Genomic DNA, 18,224 nt, shown 5'->3' with positions numbered 1-18,224 from the left:
ATAGACTAAATTTACAATGAAACAACTATTTGAAATAGAAACAGATAACAGTGAAATATTGGATAAGTTTAGAGAACTTGCCCGCAAACACAATGCTTCATTTAAGGAATGGAAGTTGGCCAATGACGAAAACCCCTCTCCTAGCGGGGACCCATATTTTGAGAATCCAAACAACATCAAAAGTATACTCGAAGGAATTAAAGAGGCAAAGGAGGGAAAAACTGTAAAACTGACCAAAGAAGAACGCAAAAAATTGCTGGGCCTGTGAGTTTCGAGGTAACTTTTACCAATACGGCCATAAAAGATATACAAAAGCACAAAAAAAACTGGAAACAGGCAGCTTATAGTATTTGACTACATCAAAGAATCCATTGTACCTTTCCATTCTATCAAGGCTCACGTTCCATTGTGACAAGTCTTTAACTTGTGCAGGCTAAGTGAGGAATCTCCGACTCCCAAACCCCATTGCCTGTCTTTGGCACTTTTAGAATATAAGACATTCTTGTCCCTTAGCCTGACCTTTGTCTAATTAGCTGAGTAAATCGGAAAGATTATTTTTTCCGATGCTAATTAATAATAACATCTTAAATTCTAAATGCCTAAATTTTACAATCCACTTTAATAATTCAAGAAATATTATCAAAGCTATAACCTAAAACCAAGTTGCCCTTTTAACTCCTTTACAAACCTATCAAAAACGTCATGAAACTTTGGTAAGGTCTGAATAAAAAAATCGTTCATGGTGCCCCAGTCATCTTCATTAAAAAGGTTTATACTATTGCGCTCCACTTTGATTCTACTCATTTTGCTTCCTGGCAATTCTTCCCAGACAATTCCTTCCCCAAAAGCTTCGTCTATTTGTGCTTGATTTTTCCTGATTTTATGAAAATAATTTTTATTCACCTCTTTGCTTGAAGTGGTGATGCTTAATTCAATCCTTACACAAGATTTTGTTATTACTAAGGTATAAGCCACACCTGTCAAACCAGCACCAGTGCTTAACCAATGGTCTTTTGAGGCACTAACATTAGTAAACAAAGTGGTGTTCTTGAGTTTGGGCAATAATTGATTCCAGTATTTTCTTCTTATTGAATATCGACTTGGTTCACCGTTGTTAACCAAACCCGTTTGATATTTTATTAAGAGTTCATCCTCCATTTCAAAAAGTTTGAGAAGTCTTTTTAGTACATTGAATTTTGAATTGCTATCAGTATTGGACTCAACAAACCAACCATTGGTCACTTCTTGAGCGGCCCTAAAATCTGAACTATTTCTTGTAATCTTTAGTGTTTCCTGATTGTTTAATAATAGTTCTGAGTTTTTTTCATATAATCTTCTAATAACGAAGAAGTACATTTGGGCCACAGCTTCCTCCTCTACTTTGGTATCTTCAAAGATAAAATACTCCAATTTCTTATAAGTAGGCTGATCAGCATCAAAGATATTCTGCTCTTCTGCCTCGTCTTTTTCAATTTCTTGGATGTCGGGAAACTTCCATATTTTCAAAAATCTCTCATAAATGATATTAAGACGAGTTTCATATGCTGTTCTGTCCCATTTTTCAATATCTTGAAGATAAGAGTTTAACCAAAGCCTACTAAATTCATATCCTTGCTCCCGACCATTTTGATTCATCAACTTCTTCTGAATGAAAGTCTTATTTCCTAAATGTCCATTATTTCCTGACAAGGTTAGATTGGCAATTGTATTTAAATATTTTTCCTTAAAGTCAAAGAAGTCTTGTGTTTCGAGTTCATTTTCCCATTCCTCATGAGGATTTCTTGGAAAAATGTGCTCAATGGTAATTCCTTCGAAAGATGTATCCACATATTCCTTGTTTTGAAAGTTTTCCAGCAATTCGAATAAATAACTTCTGTTTTTTGGCTGGATATTATAAAGATCCTTGTCTTTAAGTGCTATTTTTATTTCTTCATTAGTCGGAAACTTCGCAGATCCTTTCTTCCTAGCCAGCGCATAGGCAATCGACTCATAATAATCTTCAATATCTACTTCCGAATAAAGGGTCATAAATATTTTATTTAAAGCATTTGTAGGAAGGCCTACAATAAACCTTCTCCATGCGTAACTTTGGATCAATTGAAGAATTTTAACAAGGTCCTCATGGGAAACCATTCCGTTTTCCGCGTCCTCAAAAACCTGGAGCAAAAATGGATAGGCTACATTGATTTCCAACCTATTGATATATTCTAATTGGCGCTTAATTTTTTGGTCAGGAACAGAGCTGGGGTTAACAAACTTTTTATAATGAAATGATAAAGACTTAATATTTTCTAACTCCTGGTGATACGATTCGTCTTTTTTACTTGAATAAAGCTTTTTAAACTCTTCATATACTTTGTTTTTGTTTGGAATCTTTTTAGTCTTTAGTGTCAGGTAATCTCTGATAAAATCAGAAACCAAGGATGTTTTTTTAGTTAAGTTTTTGGCATTCTCCTCAATGGGACTCCAAATGACATCAAATATCTTTTCCTGATCTTTTGGCGGAAGGTCCATTAATATGTAATTCCTAATCAGGTCAGACTGGGATAAGTCGAGTCCTGTGGAATTTAAGCTTTCAAAAATCCTTTGCGGGTCATCTTTATCCCTCTCCAAGGAAATTTCAACAAAAATCAAACGGTTTAAGCCATTGAGGATTACTTCAAAGTTATCTGTACTAATAAGACCTAAAAAAAGATTGAAATTTTCAATCATATTAGAATATTCCGTATATCCTTTTTCATTACCAAACAAAATAGATCTAAAAGCGGTAGAATTAGAATCGGTTTGTTTTAGCTTAAGCTTACTCGATTCACTTTGCACATATTGATTGGTCAAAAACATATTATAAATGCGGTCCGCATCCTGAGTCTTTCCATGGTCTTTTGAAAACCGGTAAAGAGCAACATAAAGGATATTAATGGTTGTGAGCCTTTGCTGACCGTCAATAATGACGAGTTCTTTCACCTCTGAGGTTGTGAAGATTCCCTCATGAATAAATACGATGCTACCAATAAAGTGGGTTCCTCGCTTCTCTTTTTCGACAGCAATAATATCATTAAATAATTGTCTGCATTCAGTATTAGTCCAATCGTAATTCCGTTGGTAAACTGGAATTACAAATTGGACATTGGGAGCTTGTAAAAAATTGTTGATTTGAAGTTCGTTGGCTTTCATTACACTTTATTTTAATTAAACAGTTACGGTTACATCTGTACTACAACCCCTCAGATTCAGACTCATTAATCTAATCAATGAGCTTGATCAGGTTGGACTTGGGAGCTTCAACATCCTTTCTTGCAGGTATTACTTTTGAGATATACCTTATTGAGCGCCTGTCGTGGCCGTAAAATCTTCTGGTTCATGGGAAGTCGGTACTTAAAAGTTTAAGGCTTCAATTTGCTAGATTTTGGGGTGAAAAGCAATTTTAGGGGAGAAATCACGTAAAAATACCGTGATCGGGGTATGGGGTGTAAGCTTTTGGGGAGAGGAAAACCTTCATTCTTTGTTAATGTCTAAGAAATCTTTAGTATTATTAAACCCTGATAAGAATCCCATTAATATGAGGCTTAGCCACCCAAATTTGGGTGGATTGGCGCCACTGGGGTAATGGTTTTAAACATGTTAGCAGCAAGCATTTACCAACATTATGGCATTTAGACACCACGACTTAGAAATTCCAAAGGAAACTCCATTTGCAAATTGCAAACTTGATAGAGAAAAGTATGCAAGAACTTTGACAAGTGTTATAGAGAATTATCCAGACGGATTTGTATTAGCAATAAACAATAAATGGGGTACAGGAAAAACGACATTTGTCAAGATGTGGGAGCAAATGTTGATAAATAATGACTTCAAGACAATTTATTTTAATGCGTGGGAAAACGACTTTGAGGATAATCCATTAACTGCATTTGTTGGAGAACTTCAAATTATTAATAAAAAGGGTAAAGACAAGTTTAATAAAGTTGTAAAAAATGCAGCATTGATTTCAAAAAATGTTGCACCAGCTGTACTGAAAGCCTTTCTCAATAAGTATATTGATTCAGAAACCTTAGTAGAAGGTATATCAGATACCTCAAAGAGCTTTTTAGAAATTTATGAAGACGACATTAAGGAATACTCTAAACGAAAAGAATCAATTTCTGAATTTAAAAAAAGTCTATCTGAATATGTTGCGAATGAATCAAATGGCAAGCCGCTGATTTTCATAATTGACGAGCTTGATAGGTGTAGACCCAATTATGCCGTTTTATTACTTGAACAGATAAAACATTTTTTTTCTGTCCCTAATATTGTATTTGTTTTATCAATTGACAAGACACAATTAGGAAATGCAATTTGTGGGGTCTACGGTTCTGAAAAGATTGACACAAATGAATATTTAAGACGATTTATTGATATTGAATATTCTGTACCTGACCCTGACAAAGAAAAATTCATTTACTACCTGTACGATTACTTTGACTATGATAGCTTTTTTAGGTCCGCAGAAAGAAACAAATATCCTGAACTTCAGTATGACAGAGAAAATTTTATAGCTACAAGTAAAATTTTAATAAATAGCCTCACTTTACGTCAACAGGAAAAGATATTTGCACATACTAGACTAGCACTGCGAACTCTTAATCATAATAATTATTTACTTCCAACCATTTTCGTTTTCCTTGCATACATAAGGAATATCAATCCAAATTATTGTCTGAGCTTATCATCAAAATCATTAACTATAAAAGAGGTTCAAGAGGAATTTTATCAAACGGTTAAATCATTTATTACCGATGACACAAAACGACTATTTGCAGAAATTGAAGCATACTTATTAAAGTTCTACGACAATTATAAGTCGGAATATCGGAGAGGTTCCGACTTATTAGTAAGAAGTACTACTGAGAATAAGTACATTTTGAAAGTAGAATCAAAAATTGACAATGATTTACTTTTGACAATGTTGACAAGTGATAGTATTAATTACAATTATTCAGACTTGAAACTTTCATATTTGCTGAACAAATTAAACTTATTGGACGATATAAAAATAAACTAAATATGCCAGCTGCTAACACGTGTTTTGCGTCAGGCGGAGTTACACCGAAGAAAAATCGAGGCAGGCTGTGCAAACTTGGAGGTTTGTACTTCTATTGAACTTTAATAATAAATTGAAACTTTGCGCTCCGAAACCCGCCCGAACGCAAAGCCCGAAACCGTTAGCCCTAATTATTAAAAAATAACATTTAATTGAATGAGTAAAGAGCAAATTATAAAAAGACTTAACCAAATAACTTCGAATTTTAATTTTATATATGTTCTTTCGGCAATGGTATTAAGAGATTTTTGCGGAACTCTCAATGAGCTCTCTTCGAAAAACGTTCAAGAACATTTCAATAACAATGAGATTAGATTTCTTATGGGATTATGGATAAGAAATTGGGATCCGAACAATGCTTATAACTATGATGATGAAATAAAAATATTCGAAGAAGTTTATAAGTTAATGGAGCAACTTCATTACACATTTATACCTGATATTTCGAATATTATAGAAAACCCACCTGAAAGTCCTTTTGACTTTTTTAACAATGGTTTGTTTTTTCAAGAAACAATGTTTTATTCTGGAACTGGCGCCTACGATTATCAATATACCAAGTGGGTTTCAGAAAAATATAAATATGATAAAGAATGGCTACAAAAAGAGAGGTCTATAAACCTCGACATTTTAGCCGATTTTTATCATTCAATAAAAACTCTCCAACAATCTAAATTAAATCAACTAGAATTCGATTCTGAAGAATCCTATAAATCTAAATTACTAGATGTCTTTACTTTAACAACTGAAGACATTATCAAAAATAATAAAGATTTTTTAGGAATCCTCGAAAATTTTACACTTGATTTAACAGAGCCTCAAAATCAAAATTTCTCGGATATAGGTGATTTTAATATACTCTCAGAAAAACCTATAATTAAATTGCCAAACGGAAATTTATTTATTCCAGTTCCTTTTGATTTATCAGAAGCAATTTATGAATCACCATTCTATTGGATGAATCTTGACAAGAAGTATTCCTCAAAAGCATTATACAATAGAGGCGAAATTGCGGAAAAAATCACACTAAATATAATTGAAAAGGTATTCGGTAAATCGAATTCTCTAAAGAATATCATAATTAAAAAGACCAAAAGTACAATGGTCACAGACATTGATATTCTAGCATTCTTAAACGAAAAAGCAATAATATTTCAAGTTAAATCTAAAAAGTTAACAGCTTTATCAAAAAAAGGAAATCTAGATTCAATACAAAATGATTTCAAAAAGGCCGTTAAAGATGCATATGAGCAAGGTTTAAAGGCATCAAAATGTTTGAGAAATCCAAATGACTTTATTTTTGAATTAAAAGACAATCCTGATTATCATTTTGATTTAATCATCCAAAAGTGCTACGTTGTGACAATAGTCTTGGATGATTATCCATCATTAGCTCACCAAACTCATATCCTTTTAGGAAAGGAATATGAAGAGTTCCCAGTCGCTTTGAATATTTTTGATTTAGAAGTAGTCGCTAAATATTTAAATACTGCTAAAAAATTTATTGACTATATAGAAAGAAGAATAAAATACAGTAAATATTTTAAAGCTGATAATGAATTAGGGTTTTTATGTTTTCACTTAAAAAAAGGACTTCAGAAATACCCCAATTCTGATATGGTTGCACTCGACAATACATGGGCTCAATTTTTTGACGATGACTATTATGGAGAAATTTCTGGAGTTAAAAAAGTCCAAGAAAACCTACGAAAGAAAATTGGACGGAATGAACCTTGTCCTTGCGGTAGTGGAATAAAATACAAAAAGTGTCATGGAAGAAATAACTAGGGCTAATTGAATAGACGGCCGTGAGCCATAAGCCTACAGCTTGTCCCGCTTTATCTGCGGGAGTGCGTCCACGGCACGGCACACAAGTTTCACACCACTCCCGAAGCTTTCGGGATACGGGTCTTCCCGAGACGTTTCCTTCCCCTTAGCCCCATTTCAATTGAACTTTGTGAAACTCTCCCGATTCGCTCCACTGCTCGGGACAGGCTGTGCAATACTCTGTGCGACTCCGTGACCATTGATCTCCTCGACTTAGTGGCAATCCTTTCTTCGCACCTTAATGGCAATCCTTTCTTCGCGCCTTTGAGCCTTTGTGGCTAACTAATCATTGATTATATAACTAGTCCAAGAAAATCTACGGAAGGCCCCATCGAAAATCACCCAATCTCAAGCTTTCCAAGCTCCTACGGCCGAGTTCCTAGTCAATTTTAGGTAATATCCGTTACTGATCCGTAAGTGATCCGTAAGTGATCCGTAACTGATACGGGGGAGGACCGAGGGGCGGTTAGCCTTTCAGGATCCCAGAGGCTAAGCCCTTTATCCAGTCCTTCCAGTTCCGGCCAACATCGCTGGGAAGATCTGGCCTTAAAAGTCTTTCGGAAGCCACCACTTGTAAAGCGGCACCGGTTTTCAGTTCGTAAAACTCCCCGTTAATCTGCTGGTAAAAGTAAATCCCTAAAACAGGGCAGCACAGCATATTAGAGTAATTTTGCCTGAAAGGAATTATACGGTTTATCTCCCTTTCAGGGTTGCCGATTTCCTTAAATTTATTTTCGGTAAACTCTGGATTTATAAGCTGCCCTGATTTCTTGGGGTTTTCACCCACCATTACCACACCAGGTACAATCCTATAATGGGTGGCCCCAGCAGGAAAGGCATTTCGGTTTAATCTTTTTACTGCAGAAAAATCAAATAAAACCTTGTGTAAAGCCGGATCAATTGTAGCTTTTACCTGCCCTATCAATAGTAAGGAAACTTTGTCTATAGTAGATACTTCCAACCCTTTCAGTAAGGTAAGGTCTCCTTCCAAAACTTTCCGCTCGCCCAAATCACTTTTCATGTCTCCCTTCAGCACTTTCCTAAAAAGAGCAGTGAGCCTGGAAGAAAAATAGCCTGTATTGATCGTGCTGATCATCGGGTATAGCACTCTTCTGAAGGCCCCGCCGAAGGAACTTGCACTTCCAAATTCCGAACAGGACCGTCTACTGCCTTTATAGCTGTCCTTACTCAGGAAATCCTTTTTATTGGATTGCTTTTTTTGCCGTGCATAGCTTTTCCCGTTCATTTGGTAAAAGGTCGTATCAAATAGACTGCCCTCAAAGGATATTATACTTTTTACTCTAGCCATCATTAAGTGGGTTTTTAGTGGATACTGTTATAAAATCGAACGGCCTTTATCCCGTGTTTATCGCGTGTTTAACGCATGGTAAACCCGCAGCATAGCTATTCAACCCCCTAATTAACAACGGTTTAATTTACCTACCAAATGACCGTGGAATATATGGAATCTTCGGAATCTTAGGAAAAAACAGGTAATATTCGGACGGTGATTTGGGCTCTTTTCATGCAACTACAGTTGCGCGAATGCCCGGTTGTTCCGATGTGCCAAGTCTCTGTTGTGCCAAGTCTCTGACTTGTGCGCCGTGAGTCTGGAGTGTCTGACTCCCACCCCTCTCCCAGGTTTACAGCAGCAATAATCCATCTACAATCCATGCGTGTCCCATGGATGTCCCAAAGGTCTCCCATAGGTTCGTCAGTGTTTGGCTAAAATCCAAGAATCCATTGTATTTTTCTAGTACCACAACTCTAAGCTGTGCCAAGCCGCCGTTGCCCCAAGTCTCCGACTTGTACACACGCTATCCGCAAAAAGCGTCGGGACAAGTTATGTCCCTTTACATTCCGCGAAGAAGCCTTTGTGCGACTTCTTTTAACTTTGTGCCCTTTGTGACCTATTTTTTCCGTTGTGCCAAGTCTCCGACTTGCGCACCATGAGTCAGGAGTCTCCGACTCCCCGGGACTTTCAGCTTTAGAGAGAGATATTTAGAAGAGAAGTTTTATGCCTTGCTGATCCCTAATCTAGATTTATATTCTTGCAATGCTTAAGATTCAACATATCCACTAACCGGTAGGTATTTAAGAAACCCAGTCCCCAATGGTACTCCCTACCCTCTCCCAAGTGTTCGGCAACATTCCCCCATGTACAATCCATAGATGTGTAAGGGATGTCCCATGGGTGTTCCATAGGTGTCCCATAGGTTCGTTAGTGTTTGGCTAAAATCCAAGAATCCGTTGTACTTTTCAAATGGCACCAAACCGTTGTGCCAAGTCTCCGACTTGCGCACGATGAGTCAGGAGTCTCTGACTCCCAAAGCACCCTGATTAAAAAGTCCCCTCTCCCTCAGGGAGAGGGGATTTAGGGGTGAGGGAGCCCACCGATTTCCCGCACTCTCCCCTCCAAATTCCTTCCTTCTTCCAGCAACCGGCTCAATTCCTTAACTTGGGCCTCCTCATCATCCCATTCCGCATTTACCAAATGGTATAGTTCACGGCTGTGGCTCGCATAAGCGAGCAAAAGAGCCAACAATTCGTCATAATCAACCCCTTGATTATGCACCACATCTCCATTAAATGCAATAGTGGAGTTATGTATATTGGATAAAATAAGTGCTTTTACTTGTGTCATATATTATAGTTTTTGCGGTTATGAATGACACTAATTTCGAAAGACAAACGTGGGGTATAAAACCATGGAGGTTGTGGGTTACAAATACCAAATTGTATTTTACTGATATAAAGAATCTCTGTGAAACTCTTTTCCCAGACTCTTTTAAACTCTGTGTCCTTTTTTTGCCTCCTTTTTCCGATTTACCAAATTTTGATCTAACTTTAGTTATGGAAAACACCGCCCCGATCCCGACCATGCACATAGGCAGAAAAATCTCCCGCATCCGCGAGCTCCGCGGTATGAAGCAGGACACATTGGCCGCCGAACTCGGCATAAGCCAGCAAGCCGTCTCCAAACTCGAACAATCTGCCGAAATCGAAGAGGACCGCCTCGAGCAAGTCGCAAAGGTGCTGGGGGTGAAAAAGGAGGCGATAAAGGCTTTTTCGGAAGAGGCTGTTTTTAACATCATGGGAAACACTTATCATGATAATGCCTCTTCTCTAAATTATGGATGTACTTTTAACCCGGTGGACAAAATTGTTGAGCTTTACGAGCGACTATTACTTGCGGAGAAGGAGAAGGTAGAGTTGTTGGAAAGGATGGTGAAAAGTGGTCAAGCCGACAAATGAATCAAATAAGATTAAAATTTTGGGAACAGGACTATAGTTTGCCACGTTAAAAAATCATAAAGGCCCCAATAAGGGGAAAGAATATGAGCAAAAAAGATTTAAAATATATAAGTAGCAGATTGGTACAGAGAAAATCCGCCAAAGCATTTAAAGAAGGTGCCAAAAAAGCCATGGAGATCAACGGGTATGTAGTAATTGCCCATGATGGCTGGGTGGTCAAAAAATATCAAGACGGGACAATAGTAAAATTAAAGCAAATTAGCCATGGATCCGAACATCTAAAAGTGGTGTTGGATTAATGGAAAAAAGAATGAGGATATTTGCCGGACCAAATGGATCTGGCAAAACTTCAATAATCAAGGCTATAAGAAGTACAGAAGTCCATGCTGGAAGAAAGCTTGACTTTGGCATCTATGTAAATGCCGATGACATTGCACAACAACTATTTTCTAATGGTGTTAATTTATCTTCGCTTGAAATAGAGTTGAATAGAAAAGAGTTTCAAGATATAGTACAGGGGTCAGGATTAATCAATGCTGATTTCCCTTATTCGCGATTCAGCAGTTATATTAAATTCTCTAAGAATAAAATTTCTATTCTTAAAAAAGTAGCAGGACAAGTAGATGATTCACCTTATGAAAGAATTGCTCAAATAATCGCTGATTACTTTAGAAAAAAGCTATTAAAAGAAAGAAAAAAACTTTCCTTCGAGACGGTATTTTCCCATCCTGGAAAAGTAGAAATTATCAAACAGGCAAAAGAGCAGGGCTATAAAGTCTATTTATATTTTGTTTCTACCGAAGACCCCACAATCAATGTCCACCGTGTAAAACAAGTACGGGTTCCGCAAAAAGGACATGATGTGCCTGAAGGTAAAATCATTTCACGTTATTACCGCTCAATGGAGCTACTTTACGAAGCCTCCCAATATTGTTACCAAGCTTATTTTTTCGACAACTCAAAAGAATCCATAGAACACAATTTATTTGCTCAATTTAAACTCAATGCCAAGGGGGAAAAGGTTTGGACTGAAATTAAAAATGAAGAAGTCCCCGAATGGTTTAAACATTACTATTCTGCAAAGATCAAATAAGCTATCCCCTCACCCCTCCTCAAAAAAAAAATACTTTACATGATGGCAGCGATATCGATTTTCTTGTTGAGTTTTCTGATGATATTGATGTTTTGGACCATGCGGACAATTACTTCTCTTTATTAGATCAACTTCAAAAAATTCTTAATAGAAAAGTAGATCTTGTCTCAAGTAAATCACTAAAGAACCCAATTCTAAAAGAGGAGGTTTACCAGTCCAAAGTAGATTTGTTTGCAGCCTAAGCTATTCATGCCTAATTGAGTTGTAGCCAGTGAGCTAGGTAAATTCATCTTACATGTTTTAAAATATTGAAAATGAGGAACATCAAGCTTTCCCTATTCATTTTTCTAGTTTTTTTGTTGCAGAATTGTGGAGATAAAGACATTTCGGATGTCCAAGTGTCTAAAAAGACCATAGAGATCCAAAGAGACTTTTTGCTTAGCGATTCACCGGAATTACAAATTGAAATTCTTGACACTATAAACCTTGAGGCTACAGAAAATCCCCCTATTTCGGCAATCCAGGATATGGTCTTCGCGCAGAACTTTTTCCTCTTGCTAGACAGAAAACAAGGGCTTTTAAAATTTGACAACCAAGGTAATCTTCTCCGGAAAATCGGGAAGATGGGAGAAGGTCCTGATGAATATATTATGCCCTATGCCATTCATTTGAAGGAAAATATCGTGCTTGTGGCAGATTGGCAGAAAAGGATAGTGATTTCCTATGACCTTGAGGGAGACCTTAGCTTCTCAAGTCAAAAATTGCAAGGGCACCCGATTTCCTTTTACGAAAACGATGACACCCTTTCGGTAATTCAGGAGACGATTAATGGTAATAAAGAGAAACCTCGACAGGTGCTGGTAAGCCTAATTGAACCCAAAACGCTTGAAGTCAAACAATGGGAAAAGCCACTTTACGGTTATAATTCAAATTATACAATTATCCATCCAATCCCAAGGATTTTAAGTCGGGTAAATAATGTAGACTTGTTTTACAAGCCAATTATTCGAGGAGATATATCGTCGCATAATGCTACTGATACGATCTTTAAAAAGGAGGGTTATCAACTGGTTCCAGAATATACACTTCAATTCACTGGATTTGACGATTCACATCAACTGGGCATAAACCATGTTGTTATGTCTAATAGCTTCGTGTTTTTGCGTGTTGGATATGATAATCGTTCCTATCACGTAATAATTGACTTAGAAAACCAACACCCCATAATTCATTTAAGACAACTATTTGATAGGGATTTGACCGAAGAAATTATTCCAAAACCATTGGATGGGGATGTATTTTACTCTATACTAAGGAATGAGTCGGGAACTGAGGAGAAAAATCCATTGATTTTGTTATATTGCATAACATCTTCCCATAATTAATTGAAAAAAAAAATTATGGAAAATTCAAGGGCACTTCGGTGAAATATACGTCCTATACCCTCATATTTGGTAATTCCCTATTTTTTCCATATTTTCATTTCCATAAACTTTTAACCTATGGATATTTTTTTCAGATTAACGTTTGGGGAATCCGTATTTAAACAAATTCCCGAAGACTATCAGACTCATTTGATGGAAGAGTTTCCAATGACTTGGAAACAGGTTCAACTGCCGGCAAAAGGCGATTATGTGAACATCAGGCCCTTTGTACCAGATCATGTAGCAGCTGTGTTGGATGATATACAAGGGTTTATTTTGGAATCGGTAAAAGTCAAGAGAATTGAATGGGGTGATGTTGGCCCCAATGACGTTTATGGACCATGCATAGTCTTCCATGTCAAGCCCGTAAAACTCAACCTGAATAGACTAGGAGGCCTGTTTGACGATGATGACGACTTTTTCTAACCAGCACAATTCCGCCCTTTAAAACCTGCCAGATTCAATTCAAAATTCCAAAAAAAACCTGGCAGGTTAAATCTCCTTAGCGTCTTTGCGCCTTAGTGGCTAATAATTACTGATTCTTAAACCACAAATAAATCCCATTCGTCCACCCAAAGCCATCCTGATTGGGATACTCTCCCCCACCGGCGGATTCTTCGGGATCGACCACATTGTACTTCTCCATCATCTTGCCCGTCTCCTTGAAGACCTGCTCATTAATAGCAATCCATCGGCTTCTCAGTTCCTCGGCGGTTTCATCAAACCCATAATTCCTCAAGGCCACATAGGTCATATACTGCATGGGGGCCCAGCCATTTGGCGAATCCCACTGTTGACCGCTTTCATGGAGGGTTGCCACAACCCCACCCTTTTTCAAAAAGCTTTCCTTGATATGCTGGTGAACATGCCCCGCCTGCTCCTCGGTGGCCATTTTGAAGAAAAGCGGAAACACCCCGGCCAAGGACATGATTTTGGTAGACTTGCTCGAAGTGGTATCAAAATCCATAAAGAACTTTTTAGACTCACTCCACAGGTTTTCCATTATTCCCTTTTTCCGCTTATTGGCCTTTTCCCTAAAATATACGGCAGTCTCGGGATATTTGTAGTGCTCATAAGCATCACATAGCGTCAACTCCAGGTCGTATAGCAGACAGTTGAGATCCACGGGAATTATCTCAGTGGTGTGAATGGTCTCCATTTTTGTTTCCTCCCTGAACCACCGGCAGCTGAAATCCCAACCCGATTCACAGGCTGCCCGGATATGCCGGTAAAGTTCACCAGGTTTGATGCCATAAGGGGCGCAGCTGTGGGCCATATTCACATCTTCCACATAGGATTCCGGACGCGGCGCAGGCAAGTCGTCAAAATACCGGTTCAGAACACTCCCGTCCGGCATATGCATCACCCTTCGAAAATTGGTCTCTCGTTCCGAAAGTCGAAAATACCCATCCATCCAGTAGTTGTACTCTTTTTGCATGTGGGGCAGGTACTTGGTCAAAATGTCATCCCCGTCAATCTCTGATAATAGCCGCACCATCTTGGCAAAAAACGGGGGCTGTGAACGGGACATGTAATAACTCCGGTTGGCATTGGGGATATGCCCATAGGCATCAATCAGGTGGGCAAAGTTTTCCACCATATGCCGGATCAGTTCATGCTCCCCGCTGCACTGCAACCCCAGCATGGTAAAATAACTGTCCCAGTAATACAAGCCCCTAAACCTCCCACCCGGCACCACATAGGGCATGGGCAGGGGCAGCATGGAGCAATTCGTTTGGGATTCCCGAGTCAGAAGCGGCCACAGTTTTTCAATATGTTTGGTTACTGGAAGCTGCTGGTCACTATCATAATCCGTCTCCACCTTGGCGGGAATATCGAAATACTCTTCCACAAAATCCCGCAGGTTGAAGTCCTTCTTATGCTTCTCCATTTCGTACAGACTCAGGATTTCCTCCGGGGCCCGCTTGGGAAAGCAGTCTGCAAAAGTGATGGAATCGTCAAAAACTTCATTCATCTGGACATCATGAAACAAAGGTCCAAACAACTGGTCTGGGGGCAATATGGCCGGCACAGTACTATAAACTTGAGGGTCTTTGGTAGAATTCATTAGATTATAACCCAAAACCTCCCCCATGGTTTTAAAACCCATCTTTCCCTACCAAATTTGGGTATACGCGTCCCTAACTTACCCATCCTTCGCGCCCCTCAGCGCCCTTCCCGGTAAAATTTAAATCTCTGTTCCTCTGGTCCTCTGTGGTTATTTTCTACAATAAAATCTTTGCGCCCTGGCGCCTTTGTGGCTACTTATTTTCAACCACTTACCTCCTACTCATCCTTCGCGCCCCTCAGCGCCCTTCGCGGTGAAATTTAAACCTCTGGTCCTCTGTGGTTACCTAACCTCCTCCTTCACAAAATCCATAAACACCCGCTTATGCAGCTCCATATCCATATTACCCGATAAAGCCACCCTCACGATATAATCCTTGTCTCCTTCCTTGGTCGTCCCCTGGGTGGAAGTGGCCGGAATGGTCCAATAGCAGCCTTTCAGTTGCCCGTAACTCACACAGTACTTGCCCTCGTTCGGGATTTCCCCGATCATGCGGCTGATCAGCTTCAGGTTGAGCGCCCGCTTATAAATCTCCCTTTCCTCGTGGGTGCTGCCCATAGTCGGCAGGTCTAGGGAGAATACGGATGGTGTAAACCCTTCCTCCGCCAATTTCTCTGAAACAAAATTGATCTTCGCTTGAGGCAACACCTCCCGGATAAAATTCACATATTCCCTGGTATTCTTATAAGCATCCGCTATCCTTTGGTTCATGGATGGGAGCTGCTCGGCCAGCAACTCCACCTGAAGTGCGGTAGCCTCGTTGTCACAAAGAATCAAATGCTTTTCGATTTTTTCTAGCAGTGCCTCGGCTTTCCGGTTGGCTACACAATATCCGGCCGTAACCTTGCCACCACTCGGAAATTTGGATCCACTCACATAGGAAATGGCCCTGATCTCTGAAAAAATCCCTTCCTCACTCAGGAACTGTACATTTGGACAGAAGGTCTGATCCAGGATAAACACCGGATCAATGGCAGTCGCGCCAGCAGCTGTCCTGCGTTCTTGGCTCAGGGCAGCTCGGAGCTTGTCCAGATCGGGAACCTCTACCCTTGGATTGGTCGGGATCTCGGCAATGATATAAGGCACGGCATCATCGCTTGCCACCTGGGCAAGCACACGGTCTATGCTCTGCACCATGTTGTTGTCCCCATCCACAGGCAGATCCAGCACCTTGACGTTATCAATGCAGGCTTCTACTCTCCTGGCCTGGTCATTGGTGCCCCCGTAACAGTTTGGCGGCACGATAAACCTGATCCCTTTTCCGGGATGGTTCACCAGCGCATCATGCACCAACCCCATCATGATGGCATACTGCATGGAAAGGCCACTCGAACCGAAAAGCGGCTTAGCATCCGTGGCGGTAATTTCGTTGACCAAATTTTGAATGGCTGTTTTCTGGGCATCAACATTCCTTCCCGGATCTTGGGAAACAGGCTTGCCGATCAACTGCTGCAGGGCAATCAGAGAGTTCACTGGCGTCATGGAGATGGTCTCCCTCCTTCTCACGTGCTGGATTTCCGAAATATAGCTTTCATTTTTCTCACCGTTTACCAACAGCAGACTTCCAAGCTTTCCTTGATCGCTGATGTAAAAATCAACCGTTTCAGACATCTTTACCATCCCCGCTTGCTCAGTCAAAAGCCCATTGTCACCATTGGCGATAAAAACAGTTGTTTCCTCAGTGGAAGTTACATCCATAAGGCTTTGAACCGGGTTCAAGTCAAAGGTATAACCATAAACCTGTCTGACGGCATCCGCATCAAAAAAATCGGGCAACGCTCCGGTATAATAGATTTGGGTGTCTCTGCCGAGCATAAGGTTTTTCCTTAGGATGGCCAAAACAGGCACTGTCCTGGAGGAAAAGCTGATGACATTATCCGCCTTCAACCCGTTCACCTGCCCAATCCCCCACTCCATTATGCAGGACAGCGGATGCCCGAGTCGGATATAATCAAAGGCGGTAGGCAATTCGCTGAGCGCTGACTTATCGGAAATATCGGAATGGAAAAGACCCTCCAACCCCTCCAGAAATTCCGTCTTCGCCAACCCCTCATTATAAATATCCAGCCTATGCGTAGTCAGGCTCAACCATTCCTCCGGCATATTGGCCAGCACATTCTCAATATAGTTTAGTACTTTTTTATTCATTTTAATAAATTAAAGAATTCTAATAAATTGGCCACGAAGGCGCCAAGTCTCTATGTAGGATTTAAGGCAAAGGCACCACTTTATATTTTTCAGCACCTAAGGTGCTAACCTGCTAACTTGGGACCTACAACCCCTCATTTATATTTTTCTAAGTGCCCTGGCAACATTATGGATATTCCAAAAACAAAGATAATAACTTAGAAACTACTCACCTTCGTGGCTAAAACTTTATTCCCTAAAAATACTTAGCACCTCCGCGCCTCCATGGCTAAAACCCTCTTCCCTAAAAAACTTAGTGCCTCCGTGCCTTAGTGGCCCAAAACCTTCTTCCCTAAAAAACTTAGCGCCCTTGCGTCTTAGTGGCCCAAAACCTTCTTCCCTAAAAACTTAGCGCCCCCGCGCCTTTGTGGCCAAAAAAACCTCTTCTTCCCTAAAAAACTTAGCGCCTCCGCGCCTTTGTGGCCAAAAAAACCTCTTCTCCCCTTATACCTTAGGGCCTCCGCGCCTTGGTGGCCAATAAAACCTCTTCTCCCCTTAAACCTTAGCGCCTCCGCGCCATTGTGGCCAAAAAAACCTCTTCTCCCCTTATACCTTAGGGCCTCCGCGCCTTGGTGGCCAATAAAACCTCTTCTCCCCTTAAACCTTAGCGCCTCCGCGCCATTGTGGCCAAAAAAACCTCTTCTCCCCTTAAACCTTAGGGCCTCCGCGCCTTGGTGGCCAAAAAAACCTCTTCTCCCCTTAAACCTTAGCGCCTCCGCGCCTTTGTGGCCAAAAAAACATCTTTTCCCTTTAAACTTTAGGGCCTCCGCGCTTTGGTGGCCAAAAAAACCTCTTCTCCCCTTAAACCGTAGGGCCTCCGCGCCTTGGTGGCCAAAAAATCCTCTTCTCCCCTTAAACCTTAGCGCCTCCGCGCTTTGGTGGCCAAAAAACCTCTTCTCCCCTTAAACCTTCGCGCCTCCGCGCCTTGGTGGCCAAAAAAACTCTTCTCCCCTAAAAAACTTCGCGCCTCCGCGCCTTTGTGGCCAAAAAAACATCTTTTCCCTTTAAACTTTAGGGCCTCCGCGCTTTGGTGGCCAAAAAAACCTCTTCTCCCCTTAAACCTTAGCGCCTCCGCGCCTTTGTGGCCAAAAAACCTCTTCTCCCCTAAAAAACTTAGCGCCTCCGCGCCTTTGTGGCCAAAAAAACCTCTTCACCCCTTAAACCTTAGCGCCTCCGCGCCTTTGTGGCAAAAAAAACCTCTTCTCCCCTTAAACCTTAGGGCCTCCGCGCCTTGGTGGCCAAAAAAACCTCTTCTCCCCTTACACCTTAGCGCCTCCGCGCCTTGGT

Annotated in this window: 14 protein-coding genes; 9 read left to right on the top strand and 5 right to left on the bottom strand. The window is 40.3% G+C overall.

The annotated features are described in order from the left end of the window. Positions 1 to 16 precede the first annotated feature (16 nt). Complete coding sequence (locus KIH41_RS02565) at positions 17 to 268, top strand: hypothetical protein (RefSeq protein WP_214161419.1); 252 nt, start codon at positions 17 to 19, stop codon at positions 266 to 268. A 377-nt stretch (positions 269 to 645) separates the two neighbouring features. On the opposite strand, the gene KIH41_RS02560 is transcribed toward KIH41_RS02565, so the two are convergent. After that, positions 646 to 3,174 carry a DUF4268 domain-containing protein gene (locus tag KIH41_RS02560; RefSeq protein WP_214161418.1) on the bottom strand — a complete coding sequence of 843 codons (2,529 nt, stop codon included), beginning with the start codon at positions 3,172 to 3,174 and terminating at the stop codon, positions 646 to 648. Between the two features lie 472 nt (positions 3,175 to 3,646). On the opposite strand from KIH41_RS02560, the gene KIH41_RS02555 reads away from it, so the two are divergent. Beyond that, complete coding sequence (locus KIH41_RS02555; protein ID WP_214161417.1) at positions 3,647 to 5,044, top strand: KAP family P-loop NTPase fold protein; 1,398 nt, start codon at positions 3,647 to 3,649, stop codon at positions 5,042 to 5,044. Positions 5,045 to 5,239: 195 nt separating this feature from the next. Beyond that, a complete protein-coding gene (locus KIH41_RS02550) occupies positions 5,240 to 6,871 on the top strand; it encodes a YecA family protein (RefSeq protein ID WP_214161416.1) in 1,632 nt (543 codons plus the stop codon). A gap of 505 nt (positions 6,872 to 7,376) precedes the next feature. Here the strand turns inward: KIH41_RS02550 and KIH41_RS02545 are convergent. Further along, positions 7,377 to 8,222, bottom strand: coding sequence for a hypothetical protein (locus tag KIH41_RS02545; RefSeq protein ID WP_214161415.1), 846 nt, complete (start codon positions 8,220 to 8,222; stop codon positions 7,377 to 7,379). A gap of 1,062 nt (positions 8,223 to 9,284) precedes the next feature. Then, positions 9,285 to 9,554, bottom strand: a complete 270-nt coding sequence (locus KIH41_RS02540) for a hypothetical protein (RefSeq protein ID WP_213946646.1) — start codon at positions 9,552 to 9,554, stop codon at positions 9,285 to 9,287. Between the two features lie 209 nt (positions 9,555 to 9,763). On the opposite strand from KIH41_RS02540, the gene KIH41_RS02535 reads away from it, so the two are divergent. From KIH41_RS02535 to KIH41_RS02510, 6 genes are all read left to right on the top strand, one after another. Beyond that, positions 9,764 to 10,165, top strand: coding sequence for a helix-turn-helix domain-containing protein (locus KIH41_RS02535; RefSeq protein WP_214161414.1), 402 nt, complete (start codon positions 9,764 to 9,766; stop codon positions 10,163 to 10,165). An 83-nt stretch (positions 10,166 to 10,248) separates the two neighbouring features. Further along, the gene (locus tag KIH41_RS02530; RefSeq protein ID WP_213946648.1) at positions 10,249 to 10,464 is read left to right on the top strand and encodes a hypothetical protein; all 216 of its coding nucleotides are present in this window, start codon (positions 10,249 to 10,251) and stop codon (positions 10,462 to 10,464) included. Beyond that, entirely contained in the window at positions 10,464 to 11,258 is a 795-nt protein-coding gene (locus tag KIH41_RS02525) for a hypothetical protein (RefSeq protein ID WP_214161413.1), read from the top strand. Before KIH41_RS02530 ends, KIH41_RS02525 begins: the two co-directional genes overlap by 1 nt. Further along, positions 11,255 to 11,500: a nucleotidyltransferase family protein gene (locus KIH41_RS18110; protein WP_214161661.1), complete on the top strand. Its 246-nt coding sequence runs from the start codon at positions 11,255 to 11,257 to the stop codon at positions 11,498 to 11,500. Before KIH41_RS02525 ends, KIH41_RS18110 begins: the two co-directional genes overlap by 4 nt. A gap of 72 nt (positions 11,501 to 11,572) precedes the next feature. After that, positions 11,573 to 12,643 (top strand): 6-bladed beta-propeller, encoded by a 1,071-nt coding sequence (locus KIH41_RS02515; RefSeq protein ID WP_214161412.1) that lies wholly within the window; start codon positions 11,573 to 11,575, stop codon positions 12,641 to 12,643. A 117-nt stretch (positions 12,644 to 12,760) separates the two neighbouring features. After that, a complete protein-coding gene (locus tag KIH41_RS02510; RefSeq protein ID WP_214161411.1) occupies positions 12,761 to 13,108 on the top strand; it encodes a hypothetical protein in 348 nt (115 codons plus the stop codon). 106 nt (positions 13,109 to 13,214) lie between these two features. Here KIH41_RS02510 and treF read toward each other — a convergent pair whose 3' ends face one another. Both treF and KIH41_RS02500 read right to left on the bottom strand, forming a co-directional pair. Further along, positions 13,215 to 14,750, bottom strand: coding sequence for an alpha,alpha-trehalase TreF (treF, locus tag KIH41_RS02505; protein WP_246538915.1), 1,536 nt, complete (start codon positions 14,748 to 14,750; stop codon positions 13,215 to 13,217). Between the two features lie 282 nt (positions 14,751 to 15,032). Then, positions 15,033 to 16,898, bottom strand: coding sequence for a PLP-dependent aminotransferase family protein (locus KIH41_RS02500; protein WP_214161410.1), 1,866 nt, complete (start codon positions 16,896 to 16,898; stop codon positions 15,033 to 15,035). Positions 16,899 to 18,224 lie beyond the last annotated feature (1,326 nt).

The sequence above is a fragment of the Litoribacter ruber genome (genome assembly GCF_018500185.1).
Taxonomy (GTDB): domain Bacteria; phylum Bacteroidota; class Bacteroidia; order Cytophagales; family Cyclobacteriaceae; genus Litoribacter; species Litoribacter ruber.
This window is presented reverse-complemented; position numbering and strand designations above follow the sequence as displayed.

Excerpts from the sequence above, each read along its gene's own strand:
- KIH41_RS02565 (WP_214161419.1), top strand. The coding sequence starts at position 17 with ATGAAACAACTATTTGAAATAGAAACAGATAACAGTGAAATATTGGAT.
- KIH41_RS02560 (WP_214161418.1), bottom strand. The coding sequence starts at position 3,174 with ATGAAAGCCAACGAACTTCAAATCAACAATTTTTTACAAGCTCCCAAT.
- KIH41_RS02555 (WP_214161417.1), top strand. The coding sequence starts at position 3,647 with ATGGCATTTAGACACCACGACTTAGAAATTCCAAAGGAAACTCCATTT.
- KIH41_RS02550 (WP_214161416.1), top strand. The coding sequence starts at position 5,240 with ATGAGTAAAGAGCAAATTATAAAAAGACTTAACCAAATAACTTCGAAT.
- KIH41_RS02545 (WP_214161415.1), bottom strand. The coding sequence starts at position 8,222 with ATGATGGCTAGAGTAAAAAGTATAATATCCTTTGAGGGCAGTCTATTT.
- KIH41_RS02540 (WP_213946646.1), bottom strand. The coding sequence starts at position 9,554 with ATGACACAAGTAAAAGCACTTATTTTATCCAATATACATAACTCCACT.
- KIH41_RS02535 (WP_214161414.1), top strand. The coding sequence starts at position 9,764 with ATGGAAAACACCGCCCCGATCCCGACCATGCACATAGGCAGAAAAATC.
- KIH41_RS02530 (WP_213946648.1), top strand. The coding sequence starts at position 10,249 with ATGAGCAAAAAAGATTTAAAATATATAAGTAGCAGATTGGTACAGAGA.
- KIH41_RS02525 (WP_214161413.1), top strand. The coding sequence starts at position 10,464 with ATGGAAAAAAGAATGAGGATATTTGCCGGACCAAATGGATCTGGCAAA.
- KIH41_RS02515 (WP_214161412.1), top strand. The coding sequence starts at position 11,573 with ATGAGGAACATCAAGCTTTCCCTATTCATTTTTCTAGTTTTTTTGTTG.
- KIH41_RS02510 (WP_214161411.1), top strand. The coding sequence starts at position 12,761 with ATGGATATTTTTTTCAGATTAACGTTTGGGGAATCCGTATTTAAACAA.
- treF (WP_246538915.1), bottom strand. The coding sequence starts at position 14,750 with ATGAATTCTACCAAAGACCCTCAAGTTTATAGTACTGTGCCGGCCATA.
- KIH41_RS02500 (WP_214161410.1), bottom strand. The coding sequence starts at position 16,898 with ATGAATAAAAAAGTACTAAACTATATTGAGAATGTGCTGGCCAATATG.